Source organism: Streptomyces sp. Ru62, from assembly GCF_002920615.1.
In the GTDB taxonomy this organism is placed as follows: Bacteria; Actinomycetota; Actinomycetes; order Streptomycetales; family Streptomycetaceae; genus Streptomyces.
The window spans coordinates 40,395-57,438 of sequence record NZ_PQSU01000046.1; the positions used below are offsets into that span (position 1 = coordinate 40,395).

At 68.1% G+C, this 17,044-nt stretch carries 14 protein-coding genes and 2 pseudogenes; 10 read left to right on the plus strand and 6 right to left on the minus strand.

What is annotated here, in order from left to right; translation table 11 throughout:
- Window positions 1-154: 154 nt before the first annotated feature.
- The 3 genes from C3492_RS39545 to C3492_RS39555 all read left to right on the plus strand — a co-directional run bounded on the left by C3492_RS39545 (window position 155) and on the right by C3492_RS39555 (window position 1,665).
- The gene (locus C3492_RS39545) at window positions 155-709 is read left to right on the plus strand and encodes a hypothetical protein (protein ID WP_103817439.1); all 555 of its coding nucleotides are present in this window, start codon (window positions 155-157) and stop codon (window positions 707-709) included.
- Window positions 709-1,044 (plus strand): carboxymuconolactone decarboxylase family protein, encoded by a 336-nt coding sequence (locus C3492_RS39550; protein WP_014669719.1) that lies wholly within the window; start codon window positions 709-711, stop codon window positions 1,042-1,044. Before C3492_RS39545 ends, C3492_RS39550 begins: the two co-directional genes overlap by 1 nt.
- 147 nt (window positions 1,045-1,191) lie before the next feature.
- On the plus strand, window positions 1,192-1,665 hold the full coding sequence (locus tag C3492_RS39555; RefSeq protein ID WP_103817440.1) for a hypothetical protein: 474 nt from the start codon (window positions 1,192-1,194) through the stop codon (window positions 1,663-1,665).
- A 164-nt stretch (window positions 1,666-1,829) separates the two neighbouring features.
- Here C3492_RS39555 and C3492_RS39560 read toward each other — a convergent pair whose 3' ends face one another.
- A complete protein-coding gene (locus C3492_RS39560; protein WP_103817441.1) occupies window positions 1,830-3,251 on the minus strand; it encodes an NAD(P)/FAD-dependent oxidoreductase in 1,422 nt (473 codons plus the stop codon).
- Between the two features lie 75 nt (window positions 3,252-3,326).
- Between C3492_RS39560 and C3492_RS39565 the strand changes: the two genes are divergently transcribed.
- Complete coding sequence (locus C3492_RS39565) at window positions 3,327-4,685, plus strand: glutamate--cysteine ligase (RefSeq protein WP_103817442.1); 1,359 nt, start codon at window positions 3,327-3,329, stop codon at window positions 4,683-4,685.
- A gap of 505 nt (window positions 4,686-5,190) precedes the next feature.
- Here the strand turns inward: C3492_RS39565 and C3492_RS39570 are convergent.
- Window positions 5,191-7,734 carry a helix-turn-helix domain-containing protein gene (locus tag C3492_RS39570; protein ID WP_103817443.1) on the minus strand — a complete coding sequence of 848 codons (2,544 nt, stop codon included), beginning with the start codon at window positions 7,732-7,734 and terminating at the stop codon, window positions 5,191-5,193.
- 622 nt (window positions 7,735-8,356) lie between these two features.
- Here C3492_RS39570 and C3492_RS39575 point away from each other — a divergent pair.
- A complete protein-coding gene (locus C3492_RS39575; RefSeq protein WP_103817444.1) occupies window positions 8,357-9,598 on the plus strand; it encodes an adenylate/guanylate cyclase domain-containing protein in 1,242 nt (413 codons plus the stop codon).
- Entirely contained in the window at window positions 9,582-10,079 is a 498-nt protein-coding gene (locus tag C3492_RS39580; protein ID WP_103817445.1) for a Pycsar system effector family protein, read from the plus strand. Before C3492_RS39575 ends, C3492_RS39580 begins: the two co-directional genes overlap by 17 nt.
- Window positions 10,080-10,872: 793 nt before the next feature.
- Here C3492_RS39580 and C3492_RS39590 read toward each other — a convergent pair.
- On the minus strand, window positions 10,873-11,673 hold the full coding sequence (locus C3492_RS39590) for an aminoglycoside adenylyltransferase domain-containing protein (protein ID WP_103817446.1): 801 nt from the start codon (window positions 11,671-11,673) through the stop codon (window positions 10,873-10,875).
- Window positions 11,674-11,694: 21 nt separating this feature from the next.
- Between C3492_RS39590 and C3492_RS39595 the strand changes: the two genes are divergently transcribed.
- Window positions 11,695-12,129, plus strand: coding sequence for an ATP-binding protein (locus tag C3492_RS39595; protein WP_103817453.1), 435 nt, complete (start codon window positions 11,695-11,697; stop codon window positions 12,127-12,129).
- Window positions 12,130-12,678: 549 nt separating this feature from the next.
- Here the strand turns inward: C3492_RS39595 and C3492_RS39600 are convergent.
- Both C3492_RS39600 and C3492_RS39605 read right to left on the minus strand, forming a co-directional pair.
- Window positions 12,679-13,182 (minus strand): hypothetical protein, encoded by a 504-nt coding sequence (locus C3492_RS39600; RefSeq protein ID WP_103817447.1) that lies wholly within the window; start codon window positions 13,180-13,182, stop codon window positions 12,679-12,681.
- 53 nt (window positions 13,183-13,235) lie between these two features.
- Complete coding sequence (locus tag C3492_RS39605; protein ID WP_181140793.1) at window positions 13,236-13,670, minus strand: NucA/NucB deoxyribonuclease domain-containing protein; 435 nt, start codon at window positions 13,668-13,670, stop codon at window positions 13,236-13,238.
- A 34-nt stretch (window positions 13,671-13,704) separates the two neighbouring features.
- Between C3492_RS39605 and C3492_RS39610 the strand changes: the two are divergent.
- Window positions 13,705-13,842: pseudogene (locus C3492_RS39610) on the plus strand (IS5/IS1182 family transposase); the annotation flags it as partial.
- A 391-nt stretch (window positions 13,843-14,233) separates the two neighbouring features.
- Complete coding sequence (locus C3492_RS39615; protein WP_103817448.1) at window positions 14,234-15,463, plus strand: IS110 family transposase; 1,230 nt, start codon at window positions 14,234-14,236, stop codon at window positions 15,461-15,463.
- Between the two features lie 205 nt (window positions 15,464-15,668).
- On the opposite strand, the gene C3492_RS39620 is transcribed toward C3492_RS39615, so the two are convergent.
- Complete coding sequence (locus tag C3492_RS39620; protein ID WP_258056176.1) at window positions 15,669-16,550, minus strand: N-acetyltransferase; 882 nt, start codon at window positions 16,548-16,550, stop codon at window positions 15,669-15,671.
- A gap of 212 nt (window positions 16,551-16,762) precedes the next feature.
- On the opposite strand from C3492_RS39620, the pseudogene C3492_RS39625 reads away from it, so the two are divergent.
- Window positions 16,763-17,035: pseudogene (locus C3492_RS39625) on the plus strand (transposase); the annotation flags it as partial.
- Window positions 17,036-17,044: the final 9 nt, after the last annotated feature.

Below are 17,044 nucleotides of genomic sequence, written 5' to 3' on the forward strand. Positions count from 1 at the left end.
GGCCCGGCCCGCACCACATTCTCACCCTGCCCCCGTCCTGGGGCGCGAAGCGGTCGACGGGTGACCGAGGGCGGCCGAACCGGCAGTGTCCGGTCGGCCTTCCCCGCACAAGCTGGCCCGGTTCCCTCCGTGGCCCTCACCGAAGGAGCAGACAATGAGTGATCCGAAGAAGGTCCTGACCGATCTGGTGCTGTCCACCTCGACGGAGCACGCGCCGCTCGACGCACCCTGGGACGCGATCGACATCGCCGACTGGCTGCTGAACCTGCCCGACAAGGAGTACCAGCGCTGCGCCCCGCCCGACCACAAGGCGGCGGGGTACACCACGACCGACGACGGCAGGCCGATGTCGATCAACGTCGAGGTGATCGGTACCGGGCTGGTGATCCAGCACTACGTCGCCGAGATCGCCGAGAAGCACCACTGCCACATGGTGTCCCTCTCCGACGTGCTCACCCCGCACGGCTGGACGACGGTCCAGGTGATCTGGGACCTGTCGGTCAAGGACAACGGCGACGGCACCGTCACCTACACCAACCAGGTCACCAGCCACCCCACCCAGGAGTTCATGGAGTTCAACGAGAAGAACGGCATCACCTTCGAGGAGGCCGCCGCCGCACGGCAGGCCGCCTCCGGTGACCACAACCGGCGGGAAACCCCGCTGTTCGCCGCGAGCATCGCGCGCCACGCCCTCGCTCGGAACTCGTGATGACCACGCAGCCCGAGACACCGTCCACGCCGCTGTCGCCGCGCGAGATGGCCCGCGCCTTCACCCCGGCCCTGACCGAGTTGGTGGAGGATCCCCTGTACAGCGAGGTCTGGGCGGATCCCGCTCTCAGCCCGCGGGACCGCAGCATCGCCACCGTCGCCGCGGTCGTGGCGCTGTACCGCCCCGAAGAACTGCCCGCGCAGTTGCGGCGCGCTGTCGACAACGGGGTGACACGGGCGGAACTCGGCGCGCTCATCACACAGATCGCGTTCTACGCGGGCTTCCCCGCGGCCATCAGCGCCTCGGCCATCGCGGCTCGCACCCTCCCGGACTGAGAACGCACCCCCCGGGTCTACGCGAGAACGCACACCGCGGGTCTACGCGAGAACGCACACCGCGGGTCTGCGGGGCCACCGCCCGTTCCCGTCTTTCCCCGTACGTCGAGGACCGCACCAGCTGCGTCCCGCGCAGCAGGAGGTCCGATGACGACAGACGAGGAACGGGCGGCCGGACCCTTCCGGCAGTCGGCCCCCTGGCAGGCGTTCTGTCTCCAAGCCTCGGTCGGGGTCTTCTTCCTCGCCGGGGCAAGCGCGCCCACTCCGCTCGCCCTGCTCATCGTCGGCTCGCTCTCCGACCATGTCGGACGCCGGCCGGTGATCTTCGGCTCCCTCGTGGTCCAGGCGGCAGCGGTGGTCGTTTTCGCCGGCACCGACGGAGTGCCCGATCTGGTGTGCGGCAGGATTCTCCAGGGGGTGGCGACCGGCACGGTCGTGGGCGCCGTGGGCGCCGGCATGATCGACGTCAGTCGCTCGGCGGGAACCCTCGCCAACGCGGTGACGCCGGCCGCGGGTACCGCTGTGGGCGCTATGGGATCAGGGCTCCTGGTGACCTACCAGCCAGGTCCAGCCAGGTCAGCACCCGCCCCCGCAGCCAGGTCAGCGACTTCGAGTCCCTAGGCGGTGTCTTCGGATGATCTTCGGTGGTGGATCACGGCCGGGTGATACGTCGCTATGAACTGTCGGATCACAAGTGGGAGTTCGTCCTCGTTCAGCTCGGGCGCGTCCGGGTCGCGCAGCGGACGCAGGGCGCCGGTCGCGGGAGAGACGCCTGAGTCCCCTGGTCAGGTGTGGTCGGTGGGGCGCAGGTGAGGGTGTGGCTGCAGGGTGAGGTAGAGGCCGGCGCTGGCGTGGGCGAGGGTGGTCGGCAGGGGGAGAAGGTGGCTCGTTCCGTGGCCCGCGAGTCCCTGCGGGCACTGGCCGCCTGTGGGCTGACGCACGGTGCGCAGGAAGGTGTCGACGGGGTCGTCGGTCTGGCTGTCGTGGAGGTCTTCGGCGCCGGTGATGATGTTGAGGAAGCTTTCGTGCAGGCGTAAGGGGGCTTGGTCGCGGTGGCTGAGCCGCTGTGCGGTGCGGAAGTAGCTGTCGCGGCCGGAGTGGATGCGGTAGAAGGCGCTGACCAGGATGAGGAGCCGTTCGTAGGCGTGCTGGTAGGCCTGCTGGTAGAAGGCGCGGGCGGCGTCCTCGTCGACGTCGCCGAGCAGCATGCTGTTGATGGAGGCGGCGGCGAGCAGGCCGCTGTACATGGCCAGGTGCACGCCGGTGGACAGCAGGGGGTCGAGGAAGCAGGCGGCGTCGCCGGCGAGGAACCAGCCCGGTCCGCTGAAGGTCTCGCTGACGTAGGAGTAGTCGCTCTCGGTTTTCAGCGGCGCTGTCTGGTGGGCGCTGGTGAGCAGGCCGGCCAGGAGTGGGCAGCGGGCGATCGCTTCGTCGTAGACGGTCTGCAGTGAGCCGCCCGCTTGCTGCCGGGCGTGGGCGAAGGAGCGTTTGTCGGTGACCAGGCCGACGCTGAGGGTGCCGTCGTGCAGCGGGATCGCCCACAGCCATCCGTCATCCGGCAGTGAGAACACCCCGATCGCGCCGCTGGGGGCGGCGGCAAGGGGTGCGGCGCCGCGCCAGTAGCTCCAGGTGGCCACGTTGCGGAAGGCGTCGTGGACGCGCCTGGAGCCCAGGTGCCGGGTGGCGAGGAGGCCCGCGCGGCCGGAGGCGTCGACGAGGTGCCGGAAGCGGATGTGCCCCCCGGCTTCGTCCCGGCCGGCCCAGGTGGCTCCTACCGCCCGGCCGGCCGGGCCGGTCTCGCCGCCGGCCTCGAAGCCGACCCGGTGTGCGCGGGCCTCTTCCCTCACGTCGGCACCCTGAGAGCGGGCGTGTTCCAGCAGCGGGTGGTCGAACTGGGAGCGGATGACCTGGAAGCTGTAGGCCGCCGGTCTGCCCGGTTCGTCGAATCCCAGTGACCATTCCTGGCCGCCCCAGCCGTAGAACGCCCCCGTCTTGCGGACGAACCCGTGCGCCTCGACCACCTCGCGCGCCCCCAGTACGTCGAGCACGGGCAGCAGGGAGGGCAGCAGCGACTCCCCGACGTGGTAGCGCGGGAACCGTTCCCGCTCCAGCACCCGCACTTGATGGCCCTGGCGGGCCAGGAGGGCCGCGGCGGTCGCGCCTGCCGGACCGCCTCCGACCACCAGGACGTCGGTCTCTTCACGCATGCGGTGCTCCTCAACCTTCGGCAACCAGACGATTCCACTCGCCGGTCGAGCACTTTCTGAGACAGTGCCATCACTATGAGCAGTGAACCTCACGGTGGGGCCGGCCCGACAGACGCCCTCGCGCCCACCCGCACCTTCGGATCAAGTCACGCTCAGGCCCCGCTCACCGTGGGTGTCGAGGAGGAGCTCCTCCTGGTCGATCCCCTCACGCGCACCCTCAGTCCGCAGGGACCCGAGGTGGTGAGCGAGGCGGCCGGTGAACTCGGTGACCGGGTCGGCACCGAGCTGACCCGCTATCAGGTCGAAGTGCGGACCGATCCGCACACCTGCCTGAAGGAAGCCGCCGAGCAGATCCGCTCCACAAGAGTGGCGGTCGCCCGCGCCGCTGCCCGTCTCGGCGTGCGCCTCGCCTCGACCGGTACCCCGGTGCTCGGCCAGACGTCCCCGGTCCCGATCACACCCGGTGCCCGCTATGCCCGCAGCGTCGCGCACTTCCGCGCTCTGGACGACGAGCAGACCGCGTGCGCCTGCCACATCCACGTCGGCCTGCCCGACCCCCGTGACGCCGTGTACGTCAGCAACCACCTACGGCCCTGGCTGCCGACCCTGATCGCCTTCAGCGCGAACTCCCCGTTCCGGGACGGTCAGGACACCGGCTACGCGAGCTGGCGCACCACCACCTGGGGGCGCTGGCCCTTCGCCGGCCCGCCCCCGTACTTCACATCACCCGCCCACTTCGACGACCTCGTCGGCACCCTCCTCAACACTGAGGCACTCCTCGACCGCGGCGGCCTGTACTGGGACATCCGCCCCTCCCACCACCTGCCCACCATCGAAGTCCGCGTCGCCGACGCCGCCCTCACCCCCGACGACACCCTCATGCTCGCTGCCGTCGTACGCGCCCTGACCGCCACGGCCCTCCAGCACATCCGGGCCGGAGAACCGGCCCCACGCCCGGCACCGGAAGTCCTGCGGGCAGCCTGCTGGCGCGCGGCACGCGACGGACTGGCCGGCACCGGCATCGACCCCCTCACCGGTCACCTCGTCGCCCAGACCACGCTCGTCGAAAAACTGCTGCACACCATCGCCCCAGCACTGCGCCGGCACGACGACCTCGACCGCACACGCGAGCAATGGCAGCGCCTGCGCACCGAAGGAACCGGCGCCGACCGCCAGCAGTTCCGTGAGGAGTTACGACTCCAGGCAGCCGAGCGGTTCGCCCAGGGGGACGCGAGCTCGGTGATCGCCAAGGATCTGCGGGTCAGTGTCCGGTCGGTGCAGCGATGGCGGCAGGCGTGGGAGGAGGGCGGTCCACGTGCTCTGCGCTCGCAGGGGCCGGCGTCGCTGCCCCTCCCAGTTGATGGACCAGCCACCGACTTGTGTCGTTTCAGGGGTGACGGTGTTCGGAGCGGCCTCAGCCCTCGTGAGAGCTGATTCCACTGCTGTTGCCCATCGGGCGGGACTGCTCGGTTGCATTACAGGAACCCTCCGTGGAACCAGGCGTAATGCCGGCGGGAAGATTTTGACGCGGAAGACGGTGCGGGTCATCTTCACACCCCACTGCCGCTTGAACCCGTGGGCGCTCCAGCCCATGGCGAAGCGGCTGCCTCGGTTCAGCCAACCCATGCGTCCGGAGCGGTGGATGTCGCCGAAGAGACGCTTCCGGTTCCGGCCCAGCCGGAGCGGGACGTCCAAGCGCCGAAGCGGCTGGTGTAGGTCAGTGCCTTGTGAGCGCGGTATCCGCAGCAGGCCCACACAGCTTCTCCGAGGCCGGGGGTGGAAGTCGCAGCGGTGGCTGCGATGTCCCACTTGTGCCGCCAGGCCCACCTGCCCGTTTTCCGTGCCAGTTCCGCCAGCTCCATTGCCCGGCGAGGTCGGACGGGTTGAGGAGATCGCCGTTGCAGTATTCGTAGGCGTTGGCGCTGCCGCCGGGGCGTTCTCAAGCTCCCCGGCAGAGCCGCTCACCGGCTGAGAATACCCTCTCCAACGTGGCGCGCAGGCCCAGGCTTTGCCCTTCCCGGTACGCTCGCTCGTACTCGCTCTCACCTAACAGTCCGCGCGCGCTTTGAAGTCCGCGCTCACGATGAGCGGTCAAGAGCGCGAAACCGAAGAGGCGAGGAGCGCCGGACGGATGCCAAACACGGTCCACCGCTCCCAGTACGACTGCCGCTGAGCGCGGGTCGCCACAGGAGGAGAGCACCCAGGCCAGGGTCTCGCTGAGGGCCGCTTCCCCCAAGTGCTCGTCGATCTCTCTCGTGTACTGGAGAGCGCGTTTGAGGGGTTCCAGGGCAAGCTCGGGCCGCCCCGCCTCGCTGTGGTTGACGGCTAGGGCCCACAAGAGATAGCACCGATGCCACACCTCGCCCCGGGCCTCGGACAACCTCAGCGCTCGTTCGAGCAGGGCGGTGGCGCGGGCATGGTCGCCCTGCATCACGGCGGCGAAACCGAGCTGAGCGACGCACTGTTCCCGAGTCAACAGTGCGTCGGACCACTGGCCGGTCGCCAGAGAGGCCTCTGTGTACCTCACAGCGGTCTCCGTTTCTCCGGCAAACAGTGCCGGGAGAGCACGCAACTGAAGGAACGCTGCGGTGAGTTCCTCGGGGGCTGACTGGTCCGCCAAGCCGCTCGCCACGGTGCCGGACGCGGTGCCGTTCGCGGCAGGCATGTCGGCCAATGCCCCTTCACCCTGGGCGATCACCTCCTGGGCGCTGTCGTAGTCTCCCTGGAGAAGCAACAGAAACGCAGCCACCCACACCGCCTGGCACCAGAGGACGGTGATCTCGGGAGAGGGAGGTCGAGGGTGCCGTTGAAGAATTCCTCGCATCCACCCCGCGCCCTCGCCCACGTTGGCCGAGGTCAGACAGTGCAGCCAGAGGCCGAGACACGCACGTAGCAAGGTCTCCGCAGGTTCACCGGGCGGCGGAGGCGAGGTGACGATCTGCCGGAGGTTCGCGTGCTCCGCGCGCAGCCGGCGTAGCCACGATGCCTGTGCGGACGAGCCGTAGGAGAGCCCCGCCCGCGCGGCAAGCCGGAGATACCAGGCACGGTGCCGAAGCAGGGCCAATTGCGCCCGTCCACTCTCCACGAGGCGTTCCTGCCCGTAAGCGCGAACGGTCTCCAGCATGTACAGACGGGTGCGGCCATGCGTCTCGACACGGGTGAGAAGTGACTTATCCATGAGTCCGGCCAAGGCCTCGAATGCCCCGCCCTCGGCGGTGGCCTCGAAGACGGCACCCTGCCCAGCGGGTGCGCAGAGCTGTTCCGCATCGGTCAGCAGCACCCCACCGGTACACAACGACAGTTGCTCCCAGGCTGCCCGCTCGGTTTCGGTGCACAACTCGTAGCTCCAGTCGAAGAGCGCACGCAGCGCCTGGTGGCGAGGAGGTGCGGTGCGTTCGCCGGCACCGGGCCCCAGCAAGCGGAACCTGTGATCGAGCCGCTCCAGAAGCTCCTCGGGGGCCAAAGTGCGCAGCCGTCGGGCGGCGATCTCCAGCGCGAGTGGCAGACCGTCCAGCCTTCGGCACACCTTGGCGACAACGTGCCGGTTCGCATCGGTCACCCGGAAGTCGGGGCAGGCGGCTTCGGCCCGGTCGGCGAAGAGCGTCATGGCTGGCGAGTCCACGGCGCGTTCTGCCGAGGCGCGCTCTTCTCCGGCGTGCATCTCGTACGGTGACTCGTTCTGGGGCAGGGGAGGAAGGCCCAGCGGTCTTACCTGCAGCACATGCTCAGCATCGAGGTCGAGGGGCTGCCTGCTGGTCGCGAGGACACGCAGTTCTGGCAGCAGCGGCAGCAGCCCCTGAATGGTGCGGGCGCATCCGCCGAGCACATGCTCGCAGTTGTCGAAGAGAAGGAGAACGCTTCGTTTGCGCAGCGCCTCGGCGAGTGCGGACAAGGGGTCCTGCCCTGCCCTGGCATGCACGCCGACGGCAGCGGCGACCGCTTCTGGGACAGCATGGTCGCTGCTGAGTTCAGCAAGTTCCGCGCAGTAGGCGCCGTCCGTGTACCGTTCGCTTACCTCATGGATGATGCGTTTGGCCAGCCGCGTCTTCCCCACACCGCCCACACCGACCAACGTGACCAGCCGACAGCGTTCCAACAGAGCCGTGGCCTCGGTGAGTTCGGTCTCGCGGCCCACGAAACTGGTGGCTTCCGCGTCACGGAAGCTCTGCAGGGCGAACGTGCCGGTCTCCCGCGCAACCTCGAGTCGGTACAGCTCCTGCCGTACGCGCTCCCAACACTCCTCCCACCACCGCGGATCTCCACCGCACGCACGGACGTACGCGAGGAGGACTTCGCGACTGGGGAGCCGCTGGCCGGCTGCCGCCTGAGACAATGCGCTTTGCGAGAAATGGGTCGAGGCGGCCATCTGCGCGTAGGTGAGCTGAGCCCTCCGGCGGAGTGCGCGCAGGTCTAACGCGAATCGCTCCAGGGGACCTGACTCCGGATCCAGTGGCTGTTCCGGGCGGCCTGGTCTGCCTGCCAACTAGGTCGACCTCCCCTGACGCTTCGATTGATTCGTTGATTATGGCCGCTCTCCCTCCCTGGTGAACAACCTTCGCTGCCCCCGATGCTCGGGTTGACGCCGCTGCGTGACATGGCGATAGGGGAAGGACGAATGTGGAAACGAGCATTCTGACGGGGGTGGCGGTCGTCATCGACGGTGACTGCTGGGCCGGAGTGTGTCCGGCCGTGGAGGTGCCGGCCGCGCTCGCCCCGCCTCTTGCGGAAGCGGTCAGCACAGCCTCGACGAAGACGTCCGTCCTGCAGGCGGGGACCCTGCTACCGATAGACCGGATCGCCGCAGATCGGCCGTTCTACTCCGGGAGCGCAAGCAAGACGGGATGGACGTGCAAAGCCTTGTGCGATCTGCCCGACTGCTGCGGACGTCAGCGCTCTGCCCGGCGCCGTCCACGACACCCAGGAGCCCTGGATCGCGGCATCATCGCCCCGATCGAGGGGGTCGGCGTCAAGTGCTGAGCCGACAAAAATACCGGGCGCCCGGGGGTGCGAGACGCGTCCCGTTCCGGTGCTGCTGGGCGTTCCCCTCGTCAGGCCAGCAAGCAGATCCCATGTGCTGAGCTTTTAGGTATCACTCAGGAGAAGACGTGACGACAGACCACTTCGGCCTCTTCCAGGAGGCATCGCGAGGACAAGACCGGCCTCAACGAGTCATTATGTTCGCTGACCTCTCAGGTTCGACGGAAATGAAGGAGAAGACTGCGGAGGTGAACTGGTTGCCAACAATCGGCAAGTTCCTTGACATCACCACTGAAGCAGTAACCTCTCATGGTGGAAAGGTTTTCAAGTACCTGGGTGACGGGACACTCGCTGTCTTCAACGACGACCAGGCAGCGGACGCGATCAATGCGTCGATCCGCATCCAGGAGATGCTGTACGACGAAAACAAGAACAACTCCCTCAAGGGATGTCTGGCCACAGTTGCCATTGCCACAGGCCCGGTTGTCGAGTACCAGGCCCCCGGGGGTGGGGTGGACTACGTCGGATCAGTCGTCGACCGTGCAGCACGTCTTTGTAGTGCTGGTGCCCCGCAAGCAATCTGGATCGACGCCGCCACGGTCGTATGCGCGAACATGCTTAAGGTCCACTCCGTGCTCGGGCAAGCCCTCGACTTCGGGCCGGACGACTACTTGGACCGTGAGCAGAAGGTGCCTGCAAAGGGGTTCAGTGAGCATGTCAAATACAGGGAAGTGATCTGGCGGCAAGCTCCCGTCGGTGTGAAGAGCGGAGTGCTGACCGAGACCATCGAGAAGCAGGAGAGTGCCGATACCGCTAGGCGTCAGCAGCCTAGCCTTCCTGCTCAGATGGGTGCATTCGCAGGTGGCTCTGCGCACTACGGGGCACCACCAGTGACGGTCGCAGAGGGGATCGTAAAGCGCTGGCACACGGACACGGGCTGGGGGTTCATCGCACCACTGGGTGAAGGGGGCGACTACTACGTCGATCGCCGTTACGTGGTGGGTGAGGGGGATCTCACCCAGGGTGGTCGTGTCCGCTTCGTTCCTCTGCCACCAATCAAGGAGGGGAAGCAGCCACTGGCCGGCTGTGCAGTGCAAGAGGGGCACAGACTGGAAGGAAAGATTCAGCGTACGTTCCCGGGTAAAACCTTCACCTTCGTCGACGTCACCGATTCACGCGGCAACCGCCAGTCTCTTCATGTCTACGTAGGGGCGGCTGCCGAAACGCTCCGGACTGGTGATCAAATCTGGGTGGAAATCATTCAAAACCGAAAGGGGATTTCCGGTCAGCTGATCACGGAAAGATCCACTGGAGCGGAGAAGGTAGTTACGGGCGCAGACTGGAGCTCGCTTGATGGCGAACCCGCTTGATCCTCAGGCTCTTTCCGCTGCATTGTCTGATGTGCGCACAGAGCTTGCCCGTGCTGACCAGAAGGCTGCGACCCTGCTCGCACTGTTCTCCGCCATCGCCGCAGGCTCCGTTGCAACGCTGACTGTCCGGAGGGCGGGACTTTTTAGCTTCTGGAACGGGGTGGAATGGCTAGCATGGCTTGGTATCAGCTGTATGGCGGCCAGCCTTTTCCATCTGCTCGTCTGTATTCGCCCCGGGGGCGTGCTTCGCCCAGGTGCTAGCCCGTACTTCGTGTTCTACGCTCAGTATGTGGGCAGAGCCCCTGAACTGGTCTCGCACATGGCTGCTTGCCCAGATGCCGACTTAGACAGATGCTCTCAACTTATCGAGCTATCTCTGCTCGCCACACGAAAATACAAGCTCATTGCGCGAGCCGTGGACCTTCTGGGCTGCGCACTACCTTTGATGGCCGGGTCAATTGTTCTAGACGCCGTGCACTGAAAGAGCGTTTTGTCCCGGCAGAGTTGTTTGGTGTGGTTTCGGTGGCGCATTCTTTGCTGATCGGCTTCATACCGGGCACCACGCGCCGACACCTCCCGCAGTTCTCGCCTCCTGCCGTGTTCACCCGACCGAGTTGGCTGTCTCGCGGCGACGATGGAAGCGGTGCAGCACCCGGGAAGGTACCGTGAACTCTTACAACGGCTAACGTGGGCGGAGTCGAGCCACTCCGACACAGCGGCCCTGCGCAACGACCGCGACCGGTTCGTCGACGAGGTCTCCTGGGGCTACGACCGCCACCGCGGCGACGACTGGCATCACGGCGGCGGACACCGGGGTGACGGCTGGCGTCCCGGCGGTGACCACCGCCGCGACGGACACGCGACTGATCTCGCGCGGCGGTAGACGATGCCAGCGGGTGAGCCGCACGCGTTCCCGGGTGGGTCGCCTCGTGCGGGGGCGGCCCACCTTCCGTGCTGCGCGCGACGGCGAGCTGGGCGGCAGGCAGCCCTCACACCGTGCGGATACGCAACAGGCGTACCGGTGGGGGTGCCGCGACCGGACTCGGGGACCGGCCGCGACACAACCCGCCCGGAGGGCATTCGCAACGCACACAGCGGAGTTCCCCCTTGCCGGCCCCCGCACACGGAGCTGAACAGGTGGCGTGATCATGTGCAGCTGCTTCCGTCAGCCGAACAGGTCCAGACGGTCGACCCGGTCTCGTCTGCGCAGGCTACGCGGGAATGCCGTCAAGGCATACCGCGGTCTCTTGGTCGTCCACCGCGGCAATGCGCTGTCAGGCGCCGGCCGCCGCGGCGTTCTCGTCGACGAGGGCTCGCACCCAGCCGAGGAACGTCCGGACCTGCGGGCTGGGCAGGGGCAGCGCGGCGGCGCGTGGACGTTCGAAGCTGCGGACCGCGGCCTCGATCAGCGGACGGAAGTCCTCCTCCTCGGTGGCGACTTGCATGGCCGCGTCGCGTTTGGCGAACCAGCGCCCGGTGCGGCAGTAGACCACGGAGCGGCAGCCGTTGAGGACCCGGTTGTCGGCGAGATGCCCCTCACCGTCGCTGTGCTCGCGCACCGAGGCCTGGATCGCGGTGTACAAGTCCGTCGGCCGGGGCGCCGCGATCACCTGCGATGCGGGCGGCCCGTAGAGCGCAATCCCGTCCTGATGGGCCACGGAGCGGTCGATGACGTACCAGAACGACGGTCCCCCGGCCGTGTCGAAGGCGGTCCGGCCCGGCAGCTGAGCGCCAGTGTTGAGATCCAGCAGGTAGCCGGCCTCCCCGGACGGGACACGGGCGAAGTCCGCCGCGTAGACGACCAGTTCCAGCCCAGCCGCCGGGCACGGCAGCTGCCGGTGATCGAGAGCGTGGGCCAGTGCCCGCAGGGTCGCGGCCTCAGGCGGGCCCTCTACGAGGACCGTGACGTCGATGTCACTGCGGCCATGCCGGTAGTCGCCGAGCGCGAGGGAACCGACCGCGACCACTCCTGTCAGCCGGGAGCCGCACACCGCGCGCGTGCGGCGTACGAGCTCCGTCAGGTAGGGCCGCACCTCGGCAGGAACGGCATGAAACGGCTCGGTCTTGGCGTCCATCCCGCCAGTATGGAGTACTCGATGTCGAGGGCCGAGTGTCGCGCCGGGTTCGTCGGAGACGGCGAGGACATCGCCCACGCCCGCCATCTGGTTGCCGGTTTCCTCACTCCAGTCCAGGCCGAGCATGGCCTGCCCGTCTCGGAGCGTGTGGACCTCACCCAGCTGGTGGTGAGCGAACTGGTCTCCAACGCTCACAAATACGCCCCCGGCTCGGTGCTGCTCGACCTGCGCATCACCGGTGACACGGTCGAAGTCGTCGTGTGGGACTCCGACCGCGTGCTGCCGATCGCCCGGGCCGCGGACGCCGGCCGGGTCGGTCAGTACGGCCTGGAGATCGTCATGGCCGTGGCCCAGGGCTTCGAGGCGCAGCGCGAGCGGGTCGGCAAACGCATCACCGCCCGCATTGCCCTGGCCGACGACCCGGGCGGCGCCGTCTCCGGGCGCCGCCCGCTGTAAGACGACCGGAGCCTGTCCCTCAGGCTGGATGCGGTCCGGCAGCGTGCCGCGCCAAGGCTGCAGTTCCCAGGACCGCACAGACAGACGCCCTGTTTTGAGCTGCACCCATCGGCGTGAGGGGGCTTTCTGCGGCGAGCGCGTCGGTTCGCACGTGATGCTCCCCTGCCGCACCGGGAATGCCCGGCGGGCCGGTGTGGTTGAGGCGGGCGTGATGGTGAAGGGAACTGTGTCCCCGGGCCTCATCAATCGCATGCGAGGACGATCGTTCGGCTGAAGCCTCGCATTGCCTTTCGCCGCGTAGGCGACCGCCTTTTACGATCACACCCGCACGCGGGTTCAAGCCCCGGCCAGCATGCTGGCCGGGGCTCGGTGCTTCACCCATCTATGCCCGAGGGCCGTGTCCGGTCGGCAGCGGATGTATGGCGGCAGCCGCCGCTGGTCGGCAACGGCACCTGGTGAGACGCCCGGCCGCCGGAACAGGACGTGCTCGCAGCACCGTGAAGAAGGTCGCCGATCGCCAGGGGCAGGGGGCGGGCGAGAGCGGCGCTGTCAGTGCGCTCGGACGGAGGCTCCGTAGGTGTCGGTCTGGCGGCGTACGGCCACGTCCTGTGGCGGTGCCGGCCATACCTGGATGAGGTACCACTCGGTGACTTCGTCCGGGGCGAGGTCGATGGCGGTGTCCCGGTCTCGGGCATGGATGCGCAGCCGGTAGTCGCCGGGGCCGGCGAAGGAGAGCATCGGCAGCTCCTCGTCCAGGTCGTCCATCAGTCCTCGTACCATCAGCTCTCCCGACACCGAGTGCAGGGACACCTCGACGATCTCCTCCCACACGTCGTCCCGGGGCTGCGGGGCCTGGGTGTGAGAGGTGACGGTGACGTCGACGTGCCCGGTGTGGATGCCGGTGTGGATGGTGGCGATGCCGTCTTGCACCTCGATCAGGCCGTTGTGCTCGCGAGGCAGATCGGGGCCGGCGGGGCCGTCCTCGTCGCTGATCTGGAACTGGTGGTACTGCACGGGCACAAGCCGGCGCCCCTGCTCGGCCTGGTCGGTCATGGAGTGTTCCTGGTGATCGCAGACGTGGTCAGGGCTTGATCCAGACGAGGAACCTATCTTTGCTCCTGGATTCGGTTGTAGCGGTAGAAGCGGCCAAGTGCCTTGCCGCCCTCTTCGTTCTGCTTGGCGTTGATCATGCGCCGGCTGAACTGGCCGCCGGTGGAAGCACCCTGCCAGGTGGAGGCGAACGGGTACTCATCGCACTGCTCGCCCGCGGGACGGGGCCGGCTTGACGGGCACGCCTTGTTCCGGTTCTGCCGGATCTTGTCCTTGTTGGTGAGGATGCATGCATCCGCTGCCCCATGCTCCAGATCAATCCCAAGATGCTGTCCCGGCTTGCCGACATCGAGAAGGACCTCCTCATGCGGCGCCAACGCGCACTCGAAGAACAGTGGCTGGGCGAGATCGAAGGCATCGACCTGACCCTGACCTTCCTCCGCACCAAGCAGGCTGACGCCGCCCGTCTCACCCAGCGGACCACCCTCCACTTTGGCCTTCCCCGTCCCCGTCCCCGCACGGTGCCCGGACGCGGACCCGGCGGTGATCACCGGCTACAAGGCGACCCGCAACCGGCCCTTGACCAGGGGCCAGAAGCTGCCCAACAAGGCGCTGGCCGCGGTCCGGGCCCCGGTCGAGCACGGCTTCGCGCACCTGAAGAACTGATCTCTTGCCAAGGGCATCCGTGGGAGTGCCGAGGGAGTCCCGCAGTTCCTCAGATGTTCGAGCCGGGTGCTGGATGTATGCCTTCTGAAGAACGGGCCTCGATGCCTCTCGCCAGACCGGTGACATCCAGCACCCGCGAGCGTCAACACCTATCACCTCGGCCACTCGTTGGTGTTGGTGGTGCGAGCCCACTCCGCGGTGACCTCTTGATACGCCCGAGCCTTCGAGCTCCCGCGCAGACCGAGGCTCGTGGGATGCGCTGGTGCCACGAACGGCTCGTGAGGTGGCGGCACATCCGCGCAGCGGTTGATGCCTGGGATTAGTGCGACGCGTGGCCCGCATGCGCTCGTGACCAGCGCAATCATCAGCACGTCGGGAAGGAACTGCCTTGATCTACTGCGGAATCGACTGGGCCGAACGCACCCACGACGTCGCCCTGGTCGACGACACCGGCACGTTGGTCGCCAAGCGGCACATAACCGACGACGCCGTTGGCTACGAGCTGTTGCTGGAGCTTCTCGCCGAGCACGGCGACACCGAGGAGAACCCGATCCCGGTGGCCATCGAGACCTCCCGCGGCCTGCTGGTTGCCGTGCTGCGGACCGGCAAGCGGAAGGTGTACGCGATCAACCCGCTGGCCGCCGCCCGCTACCGCGGCCGGCGCAGCGCCTCGCGCAAGAAGTCCGACGCCGGTGATGCCCTCGTCCTGGCGAACATCCTGCGCACCGACATGCACGCCCACAGGCCGCTGCCCGACGACTCCGACCTCGGCCGGGCGATCGCCGTCCTCGCGCGCGCTCAGCAGGACGCACTGTGGAACCGGCAGCAGCTCGCCAACCAGCTCCGCTCCCTGCTGCGCGAGTACTACCCGGCCGCCCAGGATGCCTTCGCCACCTGGACCTACGGCCTGTGCCGGCCCGAGGCACGTGAACTCCTCAAGACCGCCCCGACCCCGGCGCGGGCGGCACGCCTGACCCGTACCCAGCTCCAGGCCGCCCTCAAGCGGGCTGGCCGCAAGCGCGGCATCGCAGCCGAAGCGGACCGGATCCGCGACATCTTCGGCGCCGAGTGGGCCCACCAGCCGCCGCTTGTCGAGGACGCCTTCGGCAAACGGATGCTCGTCCTCCTCATGCAGCTCGATGCCGCCTGCACCGCCGCCGGTCAGCTCGCCAAGGCGGTGGAGGACGCGCTCCCGCAGCATCCGGACGTTGAGATCCTGCTGAGCTTCCCCGGGCTCGGCATTCAGCTCGCCGCCTGGATCCTGGCCGAGATCGGGGACGACCGCACCCGCTTCGCCGACGCCCGGGGACTGAAGGCATACGCGGGCTCCTCGCCGATCACCCGCGCCTCCGGCAAGAAGTCGAGCATCACGTGGCGGTGGGTAAAGAACGGCCGGCTCAACCACGCCGGCTACCTCTGGGCCTTCGCCGCTCCGAACGGATCACCTGGAGCGAAGGCCCACTACCGTCGGCGCCGCGACGAGCGCGGAGACTGGCACGCGGCCGCCCTGCGGAATCTGTTCAGTCGAATGCTCGGACAGCTCTATCACTGTCTTCAGCTGCGCGTGTTGTTCGACGAACGCACCGCTTTCCCCACCGAACTCGCCGCCGCCGCTTGACGCGTTGGCAACGTGAGGTGTCTGGTGCGTGCTCGGCAAGGTCCGCACCGACCGGAGGTGGGTGACCGGGCTGGTGCGGGCCCTGCTCGTCCTGACGAACCGGGAAGTCGCCCGCTGACCGGCGATCTCCACCGATCGTTCTGGCTCTCGCCGGGGCCTACCATCGGCGGCGTCGCCCTTGCCTGACGCAGGGCGGGCGCCGGGTTCAGACGTAGGTCCTGCGCCACTGGTCGGCCGCGCCGAGAAGGGTCATGCCGGCGGAGGTGTAGGCCTGCATGGCGCCGGTGTTGTGGGTGTCCACGTCGACGCCGACCGTGCGGTGGCCTCGGGTGTGGAGGAGGCTGAATGCGGTGGTGAGGAGTTGGGCGCCGAGGCCGTGGCGGCGGTGGGCGGGGTGGACGCCGAACCAGGCGATCCAGGCGCGGTCGACGGGGTCGCGGGCGATGAGGGCGCCGGCGGGGACGCTGTCGAGTTCGGCGAGGAGCCACAGGTCGGGGTTGTAGCCGTCGCGTCGGCGCTGGGCGTGGTGGAAGGCGTCGAAGTCCGGGTGGGGGTGCTCCGGGTCGTCGGCGAAGGCCTCGTTCAGCACGGAGTGGACGGTGCGGAGGTCGGTCTCGTTCCGGGCCGCGCGCACCGCGGGCGCGGGGTGGTCGGGGAGGCGGATGGCGTCCAGGTCGACGGTGAGGCGGCTGCTGCTGTTCACGACGGTCCAGCCGCGGCTGAGGAGTTGGTCGTGGGGGAAGCAGCCAGGAAGTTGATACAGCGTCACCGGTGTGTCAGGGGTCGGCAGGTCGTGGGCGGCCCAGACGTCGAGGCGGTCCAGGAGGGTCGCGGTGACGGCAGGTGCATCCGGGGACGGGGCGACGACCAACTGGGCACGCAGCTCGCCCGGCTGAGGCGCGGGATGGAGGGCGGCGAAGCCGAGCAGGCCGCCGTCGGGGCCCGACGCGGTCCACGTGCGGGAGGGCAGGTCCAGGCCGGGGGCGGCCAGCATGCTGCGCGCCTCGGCGGGGCCGGACTCGCGGCGGCCGACCGTCGCCTCCTCGTCCCGGCCGAGCAGTTCGGCGAGGGCGTCGACGTCCGCCACGCAAACGGCTCTCCACTCCATTCCCGCACTGTCGCAGGACGAGGCGTTGGCCGCCAGCGGTTTTAGAGGTCCTAACCGAAGTTGTTGATCAAGTAACCGTCTGCTCGTTGGTCGGGTTGTGGGGAAGCGTCAGTCGCGGCCGTGGATGGTGTCGGACGCACTGTGGTCGCTCATCGAGCCGTTGCTGCCCGAGCCGGGGCCGAGGCTGGTGGCCGGACATGGTGTTGGCGGACCGTGGCTACGACCACGACAAGTACCGGCGGCTGCTGTGGCAGCGAGGCATCCGGCCCGCGATCGCCGAACGCGGCCGGCCACATGGCACGGGCCTGGGCATCTCCCGCTGGGTCGTGGAACGCACCATCTCCTGGTTCCACGGCTTCCGCCGTCTGCGTATCCGCTGGGAGCGACGAGACGACATCCACGAAGTCTTCCTCGGGCTCGTCACCTGCCTCATCACACACCGCCACGTCCAACGCCTTTGTTAGGACCTCTAA

What these genes read in the sequence shown, in the direction of transcription:
- C3492_RS39545 (WP_103817439.1), top strand. Translation starts at nt 155, where the DNA reads ATGAGTGATCCGAAGAAGGTCCTGACCGATCTGGTGCTGTCCACCTCG.
- C3492_RS39550 (WP_014669719.1), top strand. Translation starts at nt 709, where the DNA reads ATGACCACGCAGCCCGAGACACCGTCCACGCCGCTGTCGCCGCGCGAG.
- C3492_RS39555 (WP_103817440.1), top strand. Translation starts at nt 1,192, where the DNA reads ATGACGACAGACGAGGAACGGGCGGCCGGACCCTTCCGGCAGTCGGCC.
- C3492_RS39560 (WP_103817441.1), bottom strand. Translation starts at nt 3,251, where the DNA reads ATGCGTGAAGAGACCGACGTCCTGGTGGTCGGAGGCGGTCCGGCAGGC.
- C3492_RS39565 (WP_103817442.1), top strand. Translation starts at nt 3,327, where the DNA reads ATGAGCAGTGAACCTCACGGTGGGGCCGGCCCGACAGACGCCCTCGCG.
- C3492_RS39580 (WP_103817445.1), top strand. Translation starts at nt 9,582, where the DNA reads ATGGCGAACCCGCTTGATCCTCAGGCTCTTTCCGCTGCATTGTCTGAT.
- C3492_RS39590 (WP_103817446.1), bottom strand. Translation starts at nt 11,673, where the DNA reads ATGGACGCCAAGACCGAGCCGTTTCATGCCGTTCCTGCCGAGGTGCGG.
- C3492_RS39595 (WP_103817453.1), top strand. Translation starts at nt 11,695, where the DNA reads ATGTCGAGGGCCGAGTGTCGCGCCGGGTTCGTCGGAGACGGCGAGGAC.
- C3492_RS39600 (WP_103817447.1), bottom strand. Translation starts at nt 13,182, where the DNA reads ATGACCGACCAGGCCGAGCAGGGGCGCCGGCTTGTGCCCGTGCAGTAC.